This window comes from Bacillus sp. ISL-39 (assembly GCF_018613295.1).
Lineage (GTDB): Bacteria > Bacillota > Bacilli > Bacillales > Cytobacillaceae > Mesobacillus.
In genome coordinates, this window is the sequence record NZ_JAGGQM010000028.1 from 51,412 (window position 1) to 71,630 (window position 20,219).

Sequence of the window (20,219 nt, forward strand, 5' to 3'; positions counted from 1 at the left end):
CGTGAAATTCATTATTAAGCAGAAATGGTTTGTCATTATTGTGTGGATTCTTGTGGCTGCAGGCCTGTTCATGGCTGCGCCGAATATGGCTGAACTTGTCCGGGAAAAAGGCCAGATTACCGTGCCTGACGAGTACTCATCAACATTGGCCGGCAAAATCTTGGACAACGTAAGGAAACAGGAAGGCGGAGGGGATGATACCCAGGTCGCACTCGTCTTCCGTAGCGAAAAGAAATTGACTCAGGACGAGATCAAGGAAGCGGAGAAAGCAATCCGCGCACTTGAAGATAACAGGGAAGAAATCGGAATTACCGATATCCTGACACATTTCAATGAAGAAAGCCTTAAGGAACAGCTTGTATCTGACGATGGGAAATCGATCTTAATCTCAGTCACGGTCAATTGGAATGACCGCGAACCAGCGGAGGTAAGCAAGCTTCTGTATGAAACGATTGAAGATATCGAAGTCGACCACTATTACACAAGTCAGTGGCTCATCAATGAAGACCTGATGACAAGCTCTGAAGAAGGATTGAAAAAGACTGAAGGTATCACAGTCGTCTTTATCCTCGTAGTGCTTTTGCTGGTATTCAGGTCTGTCGTCGCTCCTGTCATTCCATTATTGACAGTCGGGATGGCCTATCTTGTTTCACAATCAATCGTAGCAATGCTTGTTGATCAATTCAATTTCCCGCTTTCAAATTATACGCAGATTTTCCTTGTTGCCGTCTTGTTCGGGATTGGAACGGATTACTGTATTTTGCTGCTCAGCCGCTTTAAGGAAGAGATGGCACATAATGAAAGCGTGCCGGCTGCGATTGTCGCAACATACAAGAACGCGGGACGTACCGTCTTTTTCAGCGGTGTAGCGGTTATGATCGGATTCGCCGCTATAGGATTCTCAGAATTTATTTTATATCAGTCCGCTGCAGCTGTAGCGATTGGTGTCGCAATGCTCTTGCTCGGATTATTCACTATTGTCCCATTTTTTATGGCGGTATTAGGACAAAAGATTTTCTGGCCTTCAAAACAAAGCGCTGAACATGGTGAAAGCAAGCTATGGGGAACAGTCGGCAGCTTCTCACTGGCTCGTCCATTCCTCAGCCTGTTGATTGTGGCGGCAGTATGCGTACCATTCCTGTTTTCCTACGATGGGGAGTTGAGCTATAACTCACTGGATGAAATCAGCGGGGATGTAAACTCAATAAAGGCCTTCAACGCAATCGCCGACAGCTTCGGGCCTGGTGAATCCATGCCAACCCAGGTCATTTTGAAAAATGACGAAAGAATGGATTCGGCAGAATACATCGAGCTGGCTGAGAGAATCAGCACTGAATTGGAAAAGGTCGACCTCGTTGACACCGTTCGCTCGGTGACAAGACCAACCGGCGAACCAATCGAAGACTTTTTCGTATCCAAGCAGGCTGAAACACTCGGTTCAGGACTTGGAGAAGGCAAAGAAGGCCTGGATAAAATCAGCGAAGGTCTTCAGGAAGCAGAATCTGAACTGTCCAAATCAGCTCCGGAACTGGATAGTACAGCTGATGGCATTAACCAGTTAATCAATGGAACGACCGAAATTAAGTCAGGTCTTGGTGAAATCCAGACCAACCTGGAAAAAATCGAAAACGGCATCCGCAAGGGGTCTGCTGGTTCTGACCAGATTCAGGCCGGCTTAGCAGAAGCTAAGGCGGGAGCCGAGGCATTGCTTGCTGGGTATAAGGACCTTCAGGGAAAATATGTTGAGATGCAGACAGGTCTGGCAAAGCTGGAAGCCGGCTACAAAAAGGCTGGAGATGGGATTGCCCAACTCTCAGGCGGGATCTCACAGGCCAATGGCCAGCTTTTTGGTTATTTGGAACAGAGAGACCAAACGTTACAAGCAGACGAAAACTATCAGCAAATCAAAGACCAGATTGGCTATCTGGAAGGTGAGCTGGCAAAAGCTTCAGCAGGCTTGGAGCAGCTTAATGAGCAATTGCCTCAGCTGACCGGCGGGATGGCCAAAGCAAACAATGCCTTTGCCGAAGCTCTGGCACAGCAGGCAAACTTCGGTCCTGGCCTCCAGCAGCTCATCGACGGAATCGAAGAGCAGCAGTCAGGATTAAATCAGCTAGCTGACGGGCAAGGACAGATTGTCGATAACTTTCCTAGGCTGACGAATGGCCTAACCGGAATCAATGCCGGACAGCAGCAGCTGCTTGCCGGATTTGGCGGTCTGGGAGGCCAGCTTGAACAGCTTACAGATGGTCTCAGCCAGAGTACGGACGGGTTGAACCAGGTATCTGTAGGCCTTGGCTCTGCACAGGAGTATCTGGATGGCCTGGCTGAATCGGATTCCAATGGCTTCTATTTGCCGACTGATGTACTTGAGAGTGAAGAATTCACCCAGGTATTCGATGTTTATATGTCAAACGACCGCAAAGTCATGACGATGGACGTTATTTTCGAAGCGAATCCTTATTCAAATGAAGCGATGGCTCAGGTTGCTGAAATCGAGGAAGCAGTCGAGCGAGCGACGAAAGGGACGAAGCTTGAGAACGCAGATTTGGCAATTGGCGGCATCACCAGCACGAACGCCGACCTTGATACGATGTCCGGCCAGGATTACTCGCGGACGGTCATCCTGATGCTGGTGGGGATCGGGATCATCCTGGTGTTCCTGTTCCGCTCGATCATCATGCCAATCTACATTATCGGCTCACTGATTTTAACCTATTATACAGCGATGGCAGTCAACGAGGTCATCTATGTTGATATCCTTGGCTACTCAGGCATCAGCTGGGCAGTACCGTTCTTCGCCTTTGTCATCCTTGTTGCCCTTGGAGTCGACTACAGCATTTTCTTGATGGACCGTTTCAATGAATATAAGAATCTATCAATCTCTGAAGCCATGCTGCTATCGATGAAGAAGATGGGAACAGTCATCATTTCGGCGGCTGTCATCCTCGGCGGAACATTCGCGGCAATGATGCCATCAGGCATGATGTCCCTGCTGCAAATCGCATCAATCCTTCTTGTTGGATTGTTCTTATATGCATTCATCATGCTGCCGTTGTTCATCCCTGTACTGGTAAAGAACTTTGGCGAAGCAAACTGGTGGCCGTTTAAAAGGGCATAGTAAGAAAAGCGTAAGCGCCTTGGTCAGCCCCGACAAGCGCTGGAGGTCTGCCCAGTGAAGTCGTTCTTTGACTTCATTGGGCAGACCGAAGCGACTCGAGGGGCTAGGCGCTGAAGCTGGACAATTCTCGAAGTTGAATTTTATACATTTTATATTTTAAAAGAGGCAGTCCACACATTGTGGCTGCCCTTTTTAGCTTTAACATCCATCCACTCCGCATGATAACCCACCGTCCGAGTCTTCAATCTCGGAGTTGATCACTTGTTCCAGCGCTTCTTTCGACCTCATTCCCGGAACGACCCTGTCACCAATGATGAAGGTGGGGACAGCGGTTATATCAACCTCGTTATATGCATGGTCAAGAGCCTGCTGATGTGCCTCTTTATATTTCCTTGTTTCCAGTGCTTCACGATACTCCGTTTTATCCAGGCCGATCTCTTCAGCAAGCATCGTCAATACCTCGACATCCCCAATATCCAGCCCTCTCTGGAAAAAAGCACGGAGCATATGGTCGTTATACTCATTTCCTTTTCCTTTCTCCTTCGCATACTGATAGCCCTCGAATGCCAGATGCGTATATGGCTGGGGAGACACATCCGGAAGGACAATGTCGATGCCCATCCGCTCAGCCATTGGGTAGACGGATTGCTTCCAGGTGCTTTGCAGATAGTGTTCTTCAGGCTTCAGTGTTTTGTTCGGATAGGGTCTCAATTCAAAAGGCATCCATTCAAGTCGGACATCCTTCCCCTTTATCGCTTCCTTTAGCGGAAACTCCGCCAAAAAGCAAAATGGTCAAACGTAATCAGAGTAGATTTTGATATTTAGTGTCATAGCAGCCTCCTGTAAAATTGTTATCTTTAGATTTTGTTTGGATTATACCTTTATACATCGAACATAAAACTTACAATAATTTTTATTGCCTAAAACGCGCGGAAACCATAAGATGGAAATATCAAACTTAAAGGGGATAGTATATTGCGTATATATAGCTTGGTTTTTTCAGATGAAGAGGTGAAAACAATACTAAAATAGGAGAAAAAATAATGACAAAGAATCTTTTTCGCGGCCAAACGCTAAAGCTTACAGCAAAAAGGGAAGGGGATACAGATATCATCGCTTCCTGGGATGAAGACCCGGAATATTTGAGAAATGTTGACACCGATATTGCGATTCCCCGCCCGGTTGAACATTTTGAAGGTGAGGGTGAGCCGAGTTCGAATAGCTTTTACTTCCGCGTACGGACGATCGAGGATGACAGGCTGATTGGATTTATCGTCATCCACAGCATCGAATGGAATAATCGGGCTGGAATGCTCGCAATGGGCATCGGCAACGCCAATGACCGTGGTAAAGGGTATGGTTCCGAAGCGCTGCAGCTGATTCTTCGCTATGCCTTTCATGAACTGAACCTGAACCGTGTCGGCCTGGATGTCATTGAATATAATAAGCGGGGAATCCGTGCCTACCAGAAAGCTGGCTTTCAAATCGAAGGCAGGGTGAGGCAAGGGGTCCATCGTGATGGCAAAATTTACGACCGAATCAATATGGGAATCCTAAGGCCGGAGTGGGAAGAACTCTCCATATAAAAAATAATGGACCGGGCATACTTCACGCCCGGTCCATTTCAGTCCTATTATTCTGAGGCCGCCTTTAACTCTTTAGATGGAACAAGCCTGTCAAAGGCCCAGCCGGCAAGTGCGCCAACAAGTGCAGGCAGCAGCCAGCCTAGTCCCTCCGCATATAGCGGCAATGATTTTAGAAGTGATCCGAGTGCCTCTGACTCAACACCGAATGTCTTCAAACCGTCAACTACACTTACTAGTGCTGTTGCAAAAACTGCTCCCACATAGACTCCGCGTGCCCCCTTGAAGAAACGGTCAAGGAAGGAGAGGATGACAAGGACGATCGTGATCGGATAAAGGACGATCAACACTGGTACCGAAATCGAAATGATCTGGTTGAGGCCAAGATTCGCGATCAATAAGCTGAACACTGTCACAACGAGTGTGAAAGTCTTATAAGGAACCTTTGGCATCATTTTGGCGAAAAATTGGCTTGTCGCGGCTACAAGGCCAACTGCCGTTGTGAAGCAGGCAAGCGTTACGATCAAACCGAGTAGCAGCATGCCTGGCGCCCCGAACATCAGCTTTGCTGATTCTGTTAAAATGGCACCGCCATTTTCGTATTCACCAACTGAGGCTATTTTTGCACCAAGAAGGCCGACTGTTACATATACAAAAGCTAATCCGATGCCAGCGATTACGCCAGCTTTCATTGTTTCCCTTACAACCTGCTTGCGTTCCAGCTTTTTTTTCTGCTGGATAGCTCCAACCACAATGATACCAAAGGCCAATGCAGCAATGGTATCCATCGTCAGGTACCCTTCCAGGAATCCCGTAGCAAATGGAGCTGAAGTATATTTTTCAGATACCTGTCCAAACGAACCTTCCAGCTTGAAAAAACTGCCAATCACGAGCAGGACGATCGCCGCAAGCAAAACAGGCGTCAGGATGCTTCCAATCCGTTCGACCATTTTTGAAGGGTTTAACGTAACCCAGTAAACGAGTGCGAAAAAGACAAGTGTAAACAGCCAAAGTGCTGTGGAATTCAGTCCGGATTCCCCAAGGAACGGCTTAACGGACATTTCAAAAGCGACATTGGCGCTCCTTGGAATTCCGAAGAAAGGTCCGATCGATAAATACACTGCAGCGCTGAAAACGATTGCAAAAACTGGGTGTACCTTAGAGCCGATTTCTTTTATACCATCCTTAGCCATCGAAATGACAACAACAGTCAATAATGGCAGTCCAACTCCGGTTACAACAAAACCAAGCATGGCTGGCCAAAAATTCGCCCCTGCTTCCTGCCCCAGGAACGGCGGGAAAATCAGATTCCCTGCTCCAAAAAATAATGCAAATAACATAAGACCGATTGTGAGTGTTTCTTTACCCCTTAAGCTTCCCATTCTTTTTCTCCTCCTAATATAATGTTCTGGCACTGAGAGTATAGGAACTTCTGAACGGAATGTTATACAATGAAAAACAAAAAACTCGCCCCTAATAATAGGGACGAGTTGCGCTCGCGTTACCACCCTGATTCCGCACAAACATGCGGCTCTCATCAACGTACCATCATACGTGTTCCGTTTAACGGCGGACCAGCCGGCAAAGCTTACTGCAACTTGGTTTCAGCTTTGCATCTCAGAGATGATGTTCCTCTATAATCTGAACACCGGCTTGCAGCAAATTACCGGCTCTCTGGGGATCAGGTTCCATAAAGGACGTGTTCTCGTCATCGATTTTATTATTGTAAAATATATTAACAAGAACTATATTAATATTCAGATAATGATATGTCAATACTATTAGCCAAGGAAAGTTTTTCATTTTAAGCCCGATACCCTCGGAATGCCCTGCTTAATAGACAATTTTGAAGCCCGTTTTCTTCAAAATGTCTAAGAAGCCCTGTTTAATAGACACATTGACGTCAGTATCCCCTAAAATGTCTAATAAAATCTTTTCAACTTAAATTTATTGTCCATATCAGGGCAATTCGTATTAATATTGGATTATATAATATGTCTGAAATTGGAGAAATGCCATGAATCTGAAAAAACTTGAGGCATTCATAATGGTTGTCGAAAAAAATAGTTTTTCTGAAGCAGCGGCTGCGCTTAAAAGCTCACAGCCATCTGTCAGCCTGAAAATCAAAAGCCTGGAAGATGAGCTGGGATTTGAACTGCTAGACAGGGGAGCGGCAGGAATCAGGCCGACTCCTGCAGGGATGCTTGTTTATACAGCGGCAAAGGATATTGCCAAGCGGTGGAGGGTGCTGGAGGGCGAACTCGGCGAATTCCAGGGTACCCTGACAGGCACACTGACAATTGGGGCGAGTACCATACCGGGAACCTATTTGCTTCCCGGCTGGGTTAAAAAGTTCCGCAGCCTTTTTCCGAAAGTGGATGTCAAAATCGAAATCGGTGATTCGAAAAAGGTCCTTGAAAAACTGCAGAACCACCAGATTGATGCTGCGATCATCGGGATGAAGGTCGAATCCCGATTGTTAAAGAGCAACCCAGTTGCCAAGGACTCTTTGGTTTTAGTTACGCCAGACGGCCACCCATTAGTCCAAACGGAATCAGCGGATTTTTCACAAATTCAACAATATGATTTCGTCCTCCGTGAAGAAGGGTCGGGCACCCGCAAAATGATGGAGCATTACTTAGCAGAAAAAGGCCTGTCGTTTGAAGCTTTGACAGTTGCCGTATCCATCGGAAGCACAGAATCCGTAATCGCTGCAGTTGAAGCAGGGCTGGGCATCAGTTTTATTTCCAGGCTGGCGGCTATGCCTGCACAAAGAGCTGGGCGCATTAAAATCGTCGACATGTTTGAACCATACGAAAGGGAATTTTATCTTGTGACCGATACAGATGCTGAAAACACTCCAATGATCAGACAATTCTCAGAAATAGTGAATAAAAAATCGTAAATGAGAGTGAAGAGCCCCTGCTGAATGAGCTAATGACATTTTTCATTTTTCAATTTATTATTAAGGTAAGGAGAAAGGGGCGTTTAGGATGCAGGTTAAGGTATTTGCTAATCTCAGGGAGATTTGCGGAGGCGTGACAGTCGAAGTGAAGCCTGATGGAGACCGGGTAATGGACGTGCTTGATAAAATGTGCGAAATGTTCCCGGATTTGCACGAAGAGATTTTTACAGAAGAAAAGTCGCTAAAGCCATTTGTGCATGTCTACATCAATGGCCGAAACATCGTCCATGACCAGGACCTTCAAACGTATGTAAAAGAAAGCGACCAGTTCGCGCTGTTCCCTCCGGTTGCCGGTGGCTGATATGGTTGATAGAATACTAGAATTCCGCGGAATTAACCTGGATCACCTTGGAATGTACTTTGAAGAACTGGGCGGCAGGCTCGTGACCGACTCCTTCCCGTTTGTGTATGAGGCGGGAGGATGGAGAGCAGAAATCATAAGTGAGGATGAGCTTGCTTTTACAAAAACATTCATCGTCAATGCAGTACATATCCGCTTTGCGGCAGAAACCATGGGTGAGCTCGAACAACTGATCAAAAATTACCGTTATAAAACAACTCGGGTAGGCGGATAGTTAAGGGTTCGGCAGATTAATGCCGGAGCCTTTTTTATTTTACTGGAGGCTGCTTTCGCATTGAGTGTTCCATTTCGTACATGTTCTATAATCGCGCTAAAAAAGGTATCGGGGCTCCTTTCGAGGAGACTTCTGAAGAAAGATTACTTTAGTACTCTTAAAAACCCAGGTGCCGGTTTTTACTTTTGTTTGAGAAAGCAACAAAGTTTACGAAATGAGCCTTACTGGAAAAAATCAGCTGTTTTTTCCAGTTCGCTATAAAAATGAAAAAGTCGCTATAAAAACGGTAAAGTCGCTATAAAAGTGATAAAGTCGCTATAAAAAGGAAAAACTCGCTATAAAAACAATAAACTCGCTATAAAAATAAAAATCCAGATAAAAAAACAAAAATCCCGCTATAAAAAATGAAAGTTCCGCTATAAAAGATTTTCGTACATCACTTTTTGATCCATTTAAAGCAAAAACCAGGCAATTTCTGCCTGGTTTCCTTCAAATCTATTATACTTCCTCTGTAGCCGGAGCTGTTTCTTCGCCGATGATGCCCAGTTCGCGAAGTTTTTCTTCTGTAACAACGCCATCTTTCCAGCCGCGGACATTATAGTAGTCTTCAAGCATGATATCCATGCGGGAGACAAGTCCTTCACTGTTTCCAGAAGCGCCTTCTTCAGTGAAGCGTTTTGGCAGGAAGTCGTCCTCACGCTTGTTGAAGCCAGCCAGGTTATTGTAGTAACGCTCAAGGTTGTAAATTCTTTCGCCTGCTAGCATGACATCATCCGCTGACATCGGAATGCCAGTCATTGTGCTGTATTGCTCAGCATAATGCTCTGCATTTTCAGAGAATGAAGAGAACTTACAGATATTCATAGAGTCAGAGAATGAAAGCAGGTTCTGGAATACGCTTAGAAGCTCGGCCTTGCCCTCTGCTACTGTACGGTCTGTTGGCTCAGGAATGCCGGCGATTTCAGATGCGATTGTGTAGCCGCGAAGGTGGCAGGCACCACGGTTACTTGTCGCATAGCCAAGGCCGATACCCTGGATACCGCGTGGATCGTAAGCCGGGATGGACTGGCCTTTTACTGACATAGAGAGTTCAGGAACGCCCCATGCAGCAGTCGCGCGTGCAGGACCTTCAGCAAGGATGCCGCCGAAGCCTTCACGGAATGCGATTTTGCGAGCGATTTCAATCATGCCGTCAGCGTCGCCCCAATCAAGCTTCTCGTCAACGATGCCTTTTTCATAGGCTTCCATTGTGACAGAGATGGCGTGGCCAAGCTCGATTGTATCCATGCCGTATTCGTTACAGATATCGATTAAGTATGCAATCGCTTCAGAGTCGCTCAATCCGCTGTTCGCACCAAGTGCCCATGCAGATTCAAACTCAAAGCTTTCTACGCGAGTCTTATATTTGCCTTCCTTGACTTCAACTTCGATCTTACAGCCGACCGGGCAAGCGTGGCATGTGTTGTTGGCAACAAGCAGATGCTCGTTAACCCACTCGCCAGAATGCTTTTCTGCTTCATCCCAGTGTGTCAATTGAGAGTTGCGAGTTGGAAGCGCTCCCACTTCATTGATCAAGTTGGTAAGGACGTTTGTTCCATATACGGACAATCCGCCTTTGTTAGGAGCAGTCAGGCCGCCTTCAAGAATCGCTTTAACCGCTTTCTTGTTCGCCTGGTTGTATTCGTCTTTTTGTGCCGGCTCAGGCATGTTGCCTTTTTGTGCAGCTTTGATGACGATTGCTTTCAATTTTTTGTAACCGGCAACCGCTCCAGTACCGCCCCGTCCCGCAGAACGGTCATGCTCGTTCATGAAACCGGCAAAACGCACGCCGTTTTCGCCAGCCTGGCCGATTGTCATAACGCTTAAATTTTCTTCGCCATGTGCATCTTTTAAAGACTGTACAGTCGCGCGCGTGCTCAATCCCCACAATTGAGAAGCGTCGCGGATTTCTGCCTTGCCGTCTTCGATATAAAGGTATACAGGCTTGTCGCTCTTGCCTTTGAAAATGACGTTGTCGATTCCGGCCCACTTCAAACGGGCTGCTGTCCATCCGCCCATGTGCGAGTCAGTAACCGTGCCAGTCAATGGAGACTTCGTCACGACTGCCAGACGTCCGCTCATAGATGAACGTGAACCTGTTATAGGCCCTGTCATGATGCACAGGATGTTTTCTTCTGACAAAGGCTCTACTTCAGGTCCGTTGTCAAGAACATACTTAACCCCAAGACCACGGCCGCCGACATACTTTTTCACGTCGTCTTCATTGATGCCTCGGTAATCGACAGTGCCATTTGACAAGTCAACTACGACTTCTTTGTTTTTAAATCCCCCAAAATTCATCTTAACTAATCCACCTCTTTCATTTGATATGGATAAAAAATAATACAAGAGGCCTATTTTCCTCTTAATTTTAAGTATAGTGAAAATTCAGCCTAAAAAAAAGCTTTATTTAAAGATATAATGAAATAGAAATGAGGGGATATGGATGAAAGATTTGGAGCGTTATTCAAGGCAGATTTTATTCCAGCCAATTGGAAGTGGAGGGCAGGAGAAGTTAGTAAAAAGCTCTGCTGTCATCGTCGGCATGGGCGCGCTGGGAACGGTGATTTCCAACCATTTGGTCCGATCAGGTGTCGGGCAGGTACGAATTATCGACCGTGACCTTGTGGAGCTTTCCAACCTTCAGCGCCAGACTCTCTATGATGAGGATGACGCACGTGAGAACCTGCCGAAGGTCATTGCCGCTGAAAAAAAACTTAAAAAGATCAATTCAGAGGTAAAAATAGAGCCAATCATCGCAGACTTAACGCTCGACAACGCAGAGGATCTGCTTGCAGGCTTTGATGTGATTGTCGATGGAACCGATAATTTCATGGCCCGCTATCTCATTAATGATGTTGCCGTCAAGCACGGCATTCCGTGGGTGTATGGCGGGGCAGTCAGTTCACGAGGGATGTTCGCCGCCATCAAACCGGGGGAAACCCCTTGCTACAGATGTTTATTTCCATCCGTTCCTGCTGGACTGGGGGAGACATGCGACAGCATCGGTGTACTTTCACCGATTACGGATATCATTGGATCCTTCGAAGCAGTCGAGGCACTCAAGCTGCTCGTGGGGGCAGAGTCGAATCCTAATCTTGAACAGATGGATATCTGGTACAACTCCTTTTTGCAAATGGACGTCAGCCAGGGGCGCAATCCAGAATGCCCCGCATGCGTCCACCACAATTACGAATTCTTGGACCGGTCCTCCGACCAGCAAATTAACTATGCATCCTTATGCGGCCGGAACACAATCCAGATCAACCCGCGGAATAAAACGAAACAGGACCTGGAGAAACTCGCCAGCACCCTGAAAAATAGTGGCGAGGTCAAAGGCAATCCATTTTTGCTCCGCTTCATGCCGGACAAAGAAATCACAATGGTCATTTTCCAAGATGGAAGGGTCCTCATCCATGGCACGAATGATACGGTAAAAGCAAAATCGTATTATGCGAGATACATGGGTTCCTAAGGGATGATCCGGTAAAAGCAAAAAACTATTATTCAAGACCCTGGGTTCATAATGGATAATCCGGTAAAAGCAAAAAACTATTATGCGAGATACATGGGTTCCTAAAGGATAATCCGGTAAAGCAAGAGTCTGAAATGCGAAAAACCAAGGGCCATAACATTTTAGAAGGAGAGATTGACTTGGCAGGCTACATAGAAGAATTGAAGACAGTCGTAGATGAAGAACTGGTGACGGTTAATGAAACGGTTTTGGAGCTTCATGGACGGGATGAGTCATATCACGAACCGCGCCTGCCGGATGTTGTTGTATTCCCGCAGGATAAAGAGGATGTCTGCAAGGTGCTAAAATTCGCGAACGAGCGGAAAATTCCTGTTGTGCCATTCGGCTTGGGAACGAGTCTGGAAGGACATGTAATCCCGGTGAATGGCGGGATTTCCCTTGACCTTTCACAGATGAATGCCATCGTCGAAGTGAAGGAAAGCGATTTTCTTGTGAAAGTCCATCCTGGGGTCACGAGGTCGGTCTTGAATAAAGAGCTGAAAAAGTATGGATTGTTTTTTACCGTCGATCCTGGAGCTGATGCGACGCTTGGCGGGATGGCGGCCACAAATGCGAGCGGCACAACTTCGGTCAGGTACGGCATCATGCGCGACCAGGTGCGGGACCTTGAGGTTGTGCTTGCGAACGGTGACATCATCCATACTGGCAGCCTTGCAGCCAAGTCATCTTCAGGAATCCACTTGAACGGCATGTTTGTCGGCTCGGAAGGAACGCTTGGTGTCATCACTGAACTTACGCTGAAAGTATATGGCATCCCAGAGGCGATTACCGCGGGGCGGGCAGTTTTTCCATCTGTGAAAAATGCCGTCGATGCCGTGGTTGGCATTTTAGCCGGCGGCATACCTGTGGCACGGATAGAGTTCGTCGATGCAGAGTCGGTAAAAAAAGTGAATGAATTCATGGAAACAGATTATGAAGAAAGCACGACGCTGTTTATGGAATTCCATGGCAACGAGGCAGGACTTGCCCAGGATGTAGAGTTTGCCACTGAAATTTTGAAGGACCATGGATGTTCGGACTTCCAATTCGAGGCAGACTCAAAGGCACGGAACCAGCTTTGGGACGCAAGGCATAATTTGCTGTACGCCTACAAACATACAGCCGGCAAGAAAAGCATCATGCTGACGGATGTCAGCGTTCCGGTTTCTGAACTGACCGAGGCGATCCTCCACACCCGTGAATTGATCGATGCTTCTGCAATTGAAGGCTCGATCGTCGGCCACGTCGGGGATGGAAACTATCACGTTCTGCTGCTGATGGACAAGGAAAATCACGATGAAGTAAAAGAAGGCGAACGGATCAATCAAGAAATCGTCCACTACGCATTGAAGCGCGGAGGCACCTGCACCGGTGAACATGGTGTCGGCCTGGGGAAAGCGAAATACCAACGACTAGAGCATGGCGCTGCCTATGATGTCATGAGGTCGATCAAGAGAACCCTCGATCCGAACGGTATTCTGAATCCTGGGAAGATATTTGTGGATTGACTATTGAGTTTGAAGGTATACTGTTCATCTAAATAAGAGCTGTCCGAAATAAACGTGATTCGGACAGCTCTTCGCCTTGCATTGACTGGGGATCTATATTCTACTTTGTCGTGAAGTAGAGTTCGGATAAAACCGCGAATTTTTCATGGAACTTTGTCCGAAGTCGACCCAGGGGTCTAAAACTTTCTTCATTAAAAACTCCGAATCTCCGTAAAAATCTCCATCTACAGCAAGATCACAACCAACAAATACCCAAACACCGAAAGCAGCACAGACCCGGCAAGTCCTGCAGACAATGCCTTTCCGCCCATCTGCCGGAAAGACTTAAAGTCAACATTCAACCCAAGTCCTGCCATGGCCATGCCGATGAGCAAGTAGGCGAGGCTGACGATGGCAGACGCGGTGCCATCGCTGACAACTCCTGTCGTATTGAATGCGCTCACCGCTAGGAATCCAAGGATGAACCAGGGAATCGGGAGGTTAGCCAGAGTCATTTTTTTACCAGCGTCACCGGTTTCCTTACGCTGGATCAAGAAACCTATTAAAATAGCTACCGGAACAAGCAGCGCAACCCGGGTCAATTTTACGATAATAGCGAGGTCGAGTGCAGCCTGGCCGGCCGGGTCAGCAGCAGCAACAACATGGGCAATTTCATGCAAGGTTCCTCCTGCAAAAACCCCATAATCGAGAGCATGCAAATCAAGGTAAGAGAATACCAAGGTATAAAGAATGGTGAAAATCGTTCCAAGCACAGCAACATTGGCTGCCCCAACAGCCGTTTCTTTTTCATTTGCCTTGATGACTGGTGCGATGGCGACGACAGCGGCAGCTCCGCAAATCGCAGTCCCGCAGGCGGTCAGGATGCCAAGCCTTTTTTCCACCTTAAAAAGCCGGCTTAATCCATAAACAGCAATTAAAGCGAAGGTAAGGTTCGCGAATGCGATAAAAAACACCGTTGTTCCGGCATTGTATATATCATAGAGATTCAGCCTGAATCCAAGCAATATGATCCCGAGCCGAAGCAGCTTTTTGCTGGAATATGAGGCACCTTCCAACAGTCCGCTGTTCACTCCAACAGACGCCCGCCATATCATTCCAAGCATGATGGCAATGACAAGCTGTCCCAGGATCGCGAAGAATGTAAGGCCAGCGATCAAGCGCGCGGCCAGTGCCAGAACCAGGGTTAAGGCAATACCCTTGAAGACAGGCACGCTAAAACGGGGTAAAAGTTCTTTCACTTTCATGATTACACGTCCTTCAAATGTATCTAACTACCACTTTACCGAATAAAAGAGAAATAGCAAAACCCTAATATGTATTTAACCGGAATTGTCAATATTCACAAAACGGCTATATGTACGCTAAGCAAGGGGCGCGGATGGTGCTTATAATAAAGGTAACTTATATCCTCCCTAAGCAGGTGAGCAAAATGGAGAAGAGCATGTCGGAGGGAAGGTTTCTCGTTTATACTGTAGCTGCGGTCATGCTTTTGATGCTGATCCATCTCTATCATGCCGACCTTTCGTCCTATTTGAATCCTGAAAATTATATTGCCATCCATACGATCTTGGAATTTTTCAGTATTGCTGTTTCCTTTTCGATCTTTTCATACGGCTGGAAAGTTTTCGGTCTTTCGAAATCGCGAAAAATCCTGATGCTGAGCTTTTTATTTTTCATAGTCGGAATGCTCGACTTATTGCATACACTCACATTCAAAGGGATGCCTTTTTTTATAACCGAAAGCTCGATCGCAAAGGCGACATGGTTCTGGGTTTCGGCACGAAGCATTGAATCATTGATGATAGTGCTTGTCCTTGTCCTGCCCGAACGCAAGCTGAGGCAGGATCCAAGGCGTATCTGCCTGGCAATTTGTTCAGCGGTTATAGGTGTCATCATGTTCGTGATTTTCAAGTATGAACAAAGCCTTCCGCTGCTCGTCATTGAAGGCAAAGGGACAACCATCTTGAAAAATCTCATAGAATACGGTGTCAGTTTCCTTCATTTCATCTCTATTGTCATATCGCTTTACTTTTATAATGAAGGCAAGAACGGTCAGCATCTTTACGTGGCGCTGGCATTCACGTTTCTTTTTTTATCTGAGCTCGTGTTCACCATCTACCAGAGTGTTTATGATATCGATAATTTTACTGGGCATTTATACAAGGTGATTGGCTACTTTTTCATCATGAGAGGCTTCTACTTTTCGACGATTACGGACGACAGCTTCCTGAAGGACCCTCCCGAAAAGTTATGGAGGGAAACCGGGGAAATGATCCATAGCCACTATGGGGTCATTTTCAAGCTGTCAAAACAGGGAAATGATTTCATTCACCACATTGTCGGCGGCGGGCTGCTGGACGATCTTGGCTTCACCCCGAATGAAATCAATGGCAAGACCCTTGGTGAATTCCTGCCAGAAAAAGCAGGGAGAATTGAACGATATTATGACTGTGTCTGGAAAAATAATGAGAAGATTGTTTTTGAAATTGAAATTGGCGGAAATACGTATGCGATTTCGCTCATGCCTGTCATGAACAATGGCGAGGTAGTGGAGGTTGCCGGAGCCGTTATGGGAATTGTCAGGTATTCACGCCTGGACCGCTGCTCACGCAATACAAAGGCAAATGCCTTGTGAGATTTGGATGAACCTGCAGAAATGCGGGTTTTTTTGTTTCTTTAATTGCCAGCCCGCCATATCGGAATTTTATAAAAATAAGTGAATAAGCTATAAGTATCAACCCTGTCCAGGTTTCGAGGGTGACGAACTGAAGAAAGGAGAGCTCATCTCTTAAAAAAAAATAGTCTTTTTTAGGGTATTCTTTAGGGAGTCGAAGTGTTAAACTAGGGATGTGTTTACAAATTTCTACAAGGTCCACGGATAAATGTAAGCACTTGCATTTTAATGGAAGAGGTGTTGAAGGTGCTAGGATTCTTACAAAGGATCGGGAAGGCGTTGATGCTTCCCATCGCAGTTTTGCCTGCAGCTGCACTATTGCTGCGTCTTGGGCAGCCGGACTTATTGGATATTGCTTTTATTTCTGCGGCAGGTGACGCAATTTTTGCCAACCTTGCATTATTATTCGCGATTGGTGTGGCAGTCGGTATATCGAAGGATGGGCACGGTGCAGCCGGTCTAGCCGGAGCGATTGGCTATTTTGTTTTGACAAAGGGCGCAGGTGCTGTCAATGAAGAGATCAATATGGCCGTGCTTGGCGGGATTTTATCCGGAGTCATCGCTGGCTTGCTATACAACCGTTTTCATGATATCAAACTGCCGGACTGGCTCGGCTTCTTCGGCGGCAAACGTTTTGTTCCGATCATCACTTCATTGGTGATGATTGTTTTAGCCGGTATTTTCGGCTATGTCTGGCCGCCAATCCAAGCGGGCATCAACAATGTCGGTGAATGGATTGTTGGCGCGGGTGCGGTTGGAGTAGGCGTATTCGGTTTCTTGAACCGTTTATTGATTCCAATGGGTCTTCACCATGTCCTGAACACGCTCGTCTGGTTTGAATTTGGTGAATTCACAAATGCGGCAGGGGATATTGTAAAAGGTGACCTGAACCGTTTCTTCGCAGGTGATCCTAAAGCTGGAATATTCATGAACGGTTTCTTCCCAGTCATGATGTTCGGCCTTCCAGCTGCAGCCTTCGCGATGATTGCCGCGGCGAAAAAGGAGCGCAAAAAGGCTACTGCCGGCGCGCTTGTCGGTTTAGCGTTCACATCCTTCCTGACAGGGATTACGGAGCCTATCGAATTCTTGTTCATGTTCCTGTCTCCTGTACTTTATGGAATTCACGCTGTGTTGACTGGTTTGGCCATGTCCATCACCTACATGCTGGATATCCACCATGGATTCGGATTCTCAGCCGGTGCAATCGACTATGTGCTGAATTATGGAATCGCGCAAAAGCCATTGCTGCTGCTTGGTGTCGGCCTCGTTTACGCGGTTCTGTATTTCGTGATTTTCTACTTCCTGATCATCAAGCTTGACCTCAAGACTCCAGGACGTGAAGACGAGGTTGAAGGCGAGTTCACAGATAGCGGTGCTTCAAAAGGCAATTACGCAGAGCTTGGAGATCACTATCTTGCAGCATTAGGCGGCAAAAGCAATATCAAGGAGCTGGACAATTGCGTCACACGCCTTCGATTAAAAGTCGATGATATGACAAAAGTAAATGAAGCAGAGCTCAAGCGCCTGGGAGCAAAAGGTGTATTAAAACTAAATAAAACAGACCTTCAAGTCATTGTAGGAACCGATGTAGAGTTTTTGGCCAATGAGATGAAGCGGAAATAGAAAAGCGGAGGCGACTGCCCAACTCCGACAATCGTTAGAGGGCCTGATAAGTGAAGTTGCTCTTTGACTTCATTGGCAGGACTGAAATCGAAAAGTATAGCCGACTGCTCAGAAACACAGAAACTGGAGACTCCGACAAAGAAGCGCTTTTTGCTTCTGCCGGCGGAGTTGAAGTTTCGGAGTTTCTAGGAGGCGAACCTAGACAAACGTCTCGAGGAGTTAGGAGCCGCAGCTAGACACTAATCTGAGTGTAAAAGTTTATACGTTTCAATAAGAAGCAGGCTTGGCGGTAATCGTACCGCCAAGTTTTTTTCATAGATGATTCGCAAATATTATGTTAGATCGTCCTTATAACAACCGCTTATGACCATGCAAAGAGAAAAATTGAGGCAAGGTGGTCTTTATAAGACCGCTAATGACCATCCAAAGAGGAAAACTGAAGCAAGGTGGTCTTTATAAGACCGCTAATGACCATGCAAAGAGGAAAAATGAAGCAAGGTGGTCTTTATAAGGCTCCTAATGACCATGCAAAGAGGAAAAAGCAGCTAGCTTACCGTTTTACTATGCCCGGTCAATTTAATATTCTGGAATGGAACAAAATACAAACGGAAAAATAGAAACATAGCCAATACATAAAATGGAGGGATATGATCATGAAACGTCTGTTGGACTGCACAGCATCTGATTTTGAAAAAATGACGGGACAGGATTTGAAAAAGGCCATCATTGCATCGGAGGGACGGACGATTTTATCTGAGGTAATCGGAGCATTCTCGCCGTTTTACCCTGCCGTGACGAATGCGGAACTGGCGGCGGCATTCGGCGCTGACCTGATCCTGGTGAACTTCTTTGATGTAATGAATCCTTCGATTGAGAGCCTGCCAGAAGCAGAACCGTCGGAAGTGGTCGCCCAATTAAAGAAGCTTGTTGGCCGTCCGGTGGGCTTAAACCTTGAGCCGGTCGACCTCCAGGCGGACAAGCTTGAGGCGCTCCAGCAGCTGCCTGAAGGAAGGATTGCTACCGATACTTCCCTTAAAAGAGCGAAGGAGCTTGGCTTCGATTTCGTCTGCTTGACAGGAAATCCCAAAACAGGCGTGACGAATGCCGAGATCACGAAGGCGATTGAGAAAGCCAGGGCAGCGTTCGGTCCAGATGGTTTGATCATTGCGGGAAAGATGCATGGTGCAGGGGTGGCTGGTGAGACGGGTAGCACGATGATGACGGAAGAAACCTTGCATACCTTTGTCGAAGCAGGTGCTGACATTATCCTGATCCCCTCGCCAGGCACAGTACCAGGGTTCACGGTTGAAAAGACTGCTAAGCTAGTTGAGCTTGTCCACCAAAAAGGAGCACTCGCAATCCTGACGACAGGTACAAGCCAGGAGGGGGCGGATGAACAAACAATCAAGCAAATTGCTCTGAACAGCAAGATGGCTGGTGCAGACCTCTACCATATTGGAGACGCCGGGGCAGGAGGAATCGCGTCACCTGAGAACATCATGGCCTATTCCATTGTCGTACGCGGCAAACGGCATACTTATGTCCGGATGGCAGCCTCTGTCCGCAGGTAAATCCTTATTTTTCCAGTTCGCTTCAACCAGAATGCGGGTAAAAGTAAAGTCCAAGGCTGATAATAACATCAGGAGGGATACATCATGGAAAAGGACAAGTTTGTTCATATCGATCCAAACGCAAAGCCTGTCAATCCAGGTTCTGAAGAAGAACAAAGAGAAACAGCGGAAGCGAACATGAAGCTCCAGGAGGCTTTTTATGATGAAAATGAAAGCAACGGAGTCGATCCTGCAAACCTAAATAACCAGACAGCCATTCTGACAGATATGGACTAAAAGCCGGCAATTGTTTGCCGGCTTTTTTCCTTGTACACCAGGAACTTTATACTTATCGATTTCGGTCCTGCCAATTTAAGTCAAAGAACGACTTCACTGTCAGTCCCTCCAGCGCTTGTCGGGGCTGAACGAGGTGCTTGCGCTTTTTGTTCTGGAACTTTAGTGGTGACGATCGGTTTTATCACTCTGATCTTTGTTGTGCTTGTTTCCCTTGCTATTGTCCCCGCTTGTCAATTCGCCGGAAAACTCGGCCATCTGGTTCCCGAGCTTGGGAGAATTTTGGTTTCTGCTGCCCTTATTGAACTTTTTCGTCATTACAAACCCTCCTTATAGTGAGTACAATCTTAGTTTTCCCGGTAAAAGGGTGGCAATATGTAAAAACTTTTTAACCGAGGCTAGGCATAATAAAAAGGCAGCCTGCACACAGCTGCCCATTATCACTCACTTTTCAATTAGTCGGTCAATCTCTTCCTCGCTTACTAACTCAACCTCTGCCAGACCTTTAAGCTCCTGTATCAGGCTGTTTGCTTCCTCATACAGTGTGTCATCGGTAAATACTTCTGAGTAGTAGAGTGTGTTGTCCAACACTGCTTTCACATGAAGCCTCGTGCCGGATTCTGTGTCTTCGTCACCCAAAGTGACGGCGGAGCGTGAGGTTTCGTGCTGATTGAGCAAGACTTTATTGCCATTGTTGTCTTTCTTTACAGCTTCAACAATTTCCACCAACGAATTAACTTGTTTCAATGACATCACCCCTCTAGTTATGTATT

17 protein-coding genes and 1 other annotated feature are annotated in these 20,219 nt (G+C 46.6%); of the genes, 11 read left to right on the plus strand and 6 right to left on the minus strand.

What is annotated here, in order from left to right; genetic code table 11:
* The first annotated feature begins 1 nt into the window (after position 1).
* Positions 2-3,121: an MMPL family transporter gene (locus J7E37_RS19240; protein ID WP_215026427.1), complete on the plus strand. Its 3,120-nt coding sequence runs from the start codon at positions 2-4 to the stop codon at positions 3,119-3,121.
* Between the two features lie 198 nt (positions 3,122-3,319).
* On the opposite strand, the gene J7E37_RS19245 is transcribed toward J7E37_RS19240, so the two are convergent.
* Complete coding sequence (locus J7E37_RS19245) at positions 3,320-3,952, minus strand: DsbA family oxidoreductase (RefSeq protein ID WP_215026429.1); 633 nt, start codon at positions 3,950-3,952, stop codon at positions 3,320-3,322.
* A gap of 212 nt (positions 3,953-4,164) precedes the next feature.
* Here J7E37_RS19245 and J7E37_RS19250 point away from each other — a divergent pair, with 212 nt between their 5' ends.
* Positions 4,165-4,707 carry a GNAT family N-acetyltransferase gene (locus J7E37_RS19250; protein ID WP_215026432.1) on the plus strand — a complete coding sequence of 181 codons (543 nt, stop codon included), beginning with the start codon at positions 4,165-4,167 and terminating at the stop codon, positions 4,705-4,707.
* Positions 4,708-4,754: 47 nt separating this feature from the next.
* Here J7E37_RS19250 and brnQ read toward each other — a convergent pair whose 3' ends face one another.
* The gene (brnQ, locus tag J7E37_RS19255) at positions 4,755-6,086 is read right to left on the minus strand and encodes a branched-chain amino acid transport system II carrier protein (protein ID WP_215026435.1); all 1,332 of its coding nucleotides are present in this window, start codon (positions 6,084-6,086) and stop codon (positions 4,755-4,757) included.
* 96 nt (positions 6,087-6,182) lie between these two features.
* Positions 6,183-6,425, minus strand: a binding site (T-box leader).
* Between the two features lie 296 nt (positions 6,426-6,721).
* Between brnQ and J7E37_RS19260 the strand changes: the two genes are divergently transcribed.
* The 3 genes from J7E37_RS19260 to J7E37_RS19270 all read left to right on the plus strand — a co-directional run bounded on the left by J7E37_RS19260 (position 6,722) and on the right by J7E37_RS19270 (position 8,244).
* Complete coding sequence (locus J7E37_RS19260) at positions 6,722-7,609, plus strand: selenium metabolism-associated LysR family transcriptional regulator (RefSeq protein ID WP_215026437.1); 888 nt, start codon at positions 6,722-6,724, stop codon at positions 7,607-7,609.
* An 88-nt stretch (positions 7,610-7,697) separates the two neighbouring features.
* Complete coding sequence (locus tag J7E37_RS19265) at positions 7,698-7,970, plus strand: ubiquitin-like small modifier protein 1 (RefSeq protein ID WP_215026440.1); 273 nt, start codon at positions 7,698-7,700, stop codon at positions 7,968-7,970.
* 1 nt (position 7,971) lies between these two features.
* Positions 7,972-8,244 carry a MoaD-like domain-containing protein gene (locus J7E37_RS19270; RefSeq protein WP_215026442.1) on the plus strand — a complete coding sequence of 91 codons (273 nt, stop codon included), beginning with the start codon at positions 7,972-7,974 and terminating at the stop codon, positions 8,242-8,244.
* 498 nt (positions 8,245-8,742) lie between these two features.
* Here the strand turns inward: J7E37_RS19270 and J7E37_RS19275 are convergent, their stop codons facing one another.
* Positions 8,743-10,584: an aldehyde ferredoxin oxidoreductase family protein gene (locus J7E37_RS19275; RefSeq protein WP_215026444.1), complete on the minus strand. Its 1,842-nt coding sequence runs from the start codon at positions 10,582-10,584 to the stop codon at positions 8,743-8,745.
* A 145-nt stretch (positions 10,585-10,729) separates the two neighbouring features.
* Here J7E37_RS19275 and J7E37_RS19280 point away from each other — a divergent pair, with 145 nt between their 5' ends.
* The gene (locus J7E37_RS19280) at positions 10,730-11,758 is read left to right on the plus strand and encodes a ThiF family adenylyltransferase (protein WP_215026446.1); all 1,029 of its coding nucleotides are present in this window, start codon (positions 10,730-10,732) and stop codon (positions 11,756-11,758) included.
* A gap of 134 nt (positions 11,759-11,892) precedes the next feature.
* Positions 11,893-13,305: an FAD-binding oxidoreductase gene (locus tag J7E37_RS19285; protein WP_215026448.1), complete on the plus strand. Its 1,413-nt coding sequence runs from the start codon at positions 11,893-11,895 to the stop codon at positions 13,303-13,305.
* Between the two features lie 224 nt (positions 13,306-13,529).
* Here the strand turns inward: J7E37_RS19285 and J7E37_RS19290 are convergent, their stop codons facing one another.
* On the minus strand, positions 13,530-14,549 hold the full coding sequence (locus tag J7E37_RS19290; protein WP_215026450.1) for a YeiH family protein: 1,020 nt from the start codon (positions 14,547-14,549) through the stop codon (positions 13,530-13,532).
* Positions 14,550-14,734: 185 nt separating this feature from the next.
* On the opposite strand from J7E37_RS19290, the gene J7E37_RS19295 reads away from it, so the two are divergent.
* The 4 genes from J7E37_RS19295 (at position 14,735) to J7E37_RS19310 (ending at position 19,449) form a co-directional block, all read left to right on the plus strand.
* A complete protein-coding gene (locus J7E37_RS19295; RefSeq protein ID WP_215026452.1) occupies positions 14,735-15,940 on the plus strand; it encodes an MASE3 domain-containing protein in 1,206 nt (401 codons plus the stop codon).
* Between the two features lie 285 nt (positions 15,941-16,225).
* Entirely contained in the window at positions 16,226-17,602 is a 1,377-nt protein-coding gene (nagE, locus tag J7E37_RS19300) for an N-acetylglucosamine-specific PTS transporter subunit IIBC (protein WP_215026454.1), read from the plus strand.
* A gap of 653 nt (positions 17,603-18,255) precedes the next feature.
* Positions 18,256-19,173, plus strand: coding sequence for a DUF7916 family protein (locus tag J7E37_RS19305; protein ID WP_215026457.1), 918 nt, complete (start codon positions 18,256-18,258; stop codon positions 19,171-19,173).
* 84 nt (positions 19,174-19,257) lie between these two features.
* Complete coding sequence (locus J7E37_RS19310; RefSeq protein ID WP_215026462.1) at positions 19,258-19,449, plus strand: hypothetical protein; 192 nt, start codon at positions 19,258-19,260, stop codon at positions 19,447-19,449.
* 159 nt (positions 19,450-19,608) lie between these two features.
* Here the strand turns inward: J7E37_RS19310 and J7E37_RS19315 are convergent, their stop codons facing one another.
* On the minus strand, positions 19,609-19,764 hold the full coding sequence (locus J7E37_RS19315) for a hypothetical protein (protein WP_192470097.1): 156 nt from the start codon (positions 19,762-19,764) through the stop codon (positions 19,609-19,611).
* Between the two features lie 126 nt (positions 19,765-19,890).
* On the minus strand, positions 19,891-20,193 hold the full coding sequence (locus tag J7E37_RS19320) for a hypothetical protein (RefSeq protein ID WP_214776262.1): 303 nt from the start codon (positions 20,191-20,193) through the stop codon (positions 19,891-19,893).
* Between the last annotated feature and the right edge of the window lie 26 nt (positions 20,194-20,219).

Excerpts from the sequence above, each read along its gene's own strand:
- J7E37_RS19250 (WP_215026432.1), top strand. The coding sequence starts at position 4,165 with ATGACAAAGAATCTTTTTCGCGGCCAAACGCTAAAGCTTACAGCAAAA.
- brnQ (WP_215026435.1), bottom strand. The coding sequence starts at position 6,086 with ATGGGAAGCTTAAGGGGTAAAGAAACACTCACAATCGGTCTTATGTTA.
- J7E37_RS19260 (WP_215026437.1), top strand. The coding sequence starts at position 6,722 with ATGAATCTGAAAAAACTTGAGGCATTCATAATGGTTGTCGAAAAAAAT.
- J7E37_RS19265 (WP_215026440.1), top strand. The coding sequence starts at position 7,698 with ATGCAGGTTAAGGTATTTGCTAATCTCAGGGAGATTTGCGGAGGCGTG.
- J7E37_RS19270 (WP_215026442.1), top strand. The coding sequence starts at position 7,972 with ATGGTTGATAGAATACTAGAATTCCGCGGAATTAACCTGGATCACCTT.
- J7E37_RS19275 (WP_215026444.1), bottom strand. The coding sequence starts at position 10,584 with ATGAATTTTGGGGGATTTAAAAACAAAGAAGTCGTAGTTGACTTGTCA.
- J7E37_RS19280 (WP_215026446.1), top strand. The coding sequence starts at position 10,730 with ATGAAAGATTTGGAGCGTTATTCAAGGCAGATTTTATTCCAGCCAATT.
- J7E37_RS19285 (WP_215026448.1), top strand. The coding sequence starts at position 11,893 with ATGCGAAAAACCAAGGGCCATAACATTTTAGAAGGAGAGATTGACTTG.
- J7E37_RS19290 (WP_215026450.1), bottom strand. The coding sequence starts at position 14,549 with ATGAAAGTGAAAGAACTTTTACCCCGTTTTAGCGTGCCTGTCTTCAAG.
- J7E37_RS19295 (WP_215026452.1), top strand. The coding sequence starts at position 14,735 with ATGGAGAAGAGCATGTCGGAGGGAAGGTTTCTCGTTTATACTGTAGCT.
- J7E37_RS19305 (WP_215026457.1), top strand. The coding sequence starts at position 18,256 with ATGAAACGTCTGTTGGACTGCACAGCATCTGATTTTGAAAAAATGACG.
- J7E37_RS19310 (WP_215026462.1), top strand. The coding sequence starts at position 19,258 with ATGGAAAAGGACAAGTTTGTTCATATCGATCCAAACGCAAAGCCTGTC.
- J7E37_RS19315 (WP_192470097.1), bottom strand. The coding sequence starts at position 19,764 with ATGACGAAAAAGTTCAATAAGGGCAGCAGAAACCAAAATTCTCCCAAG.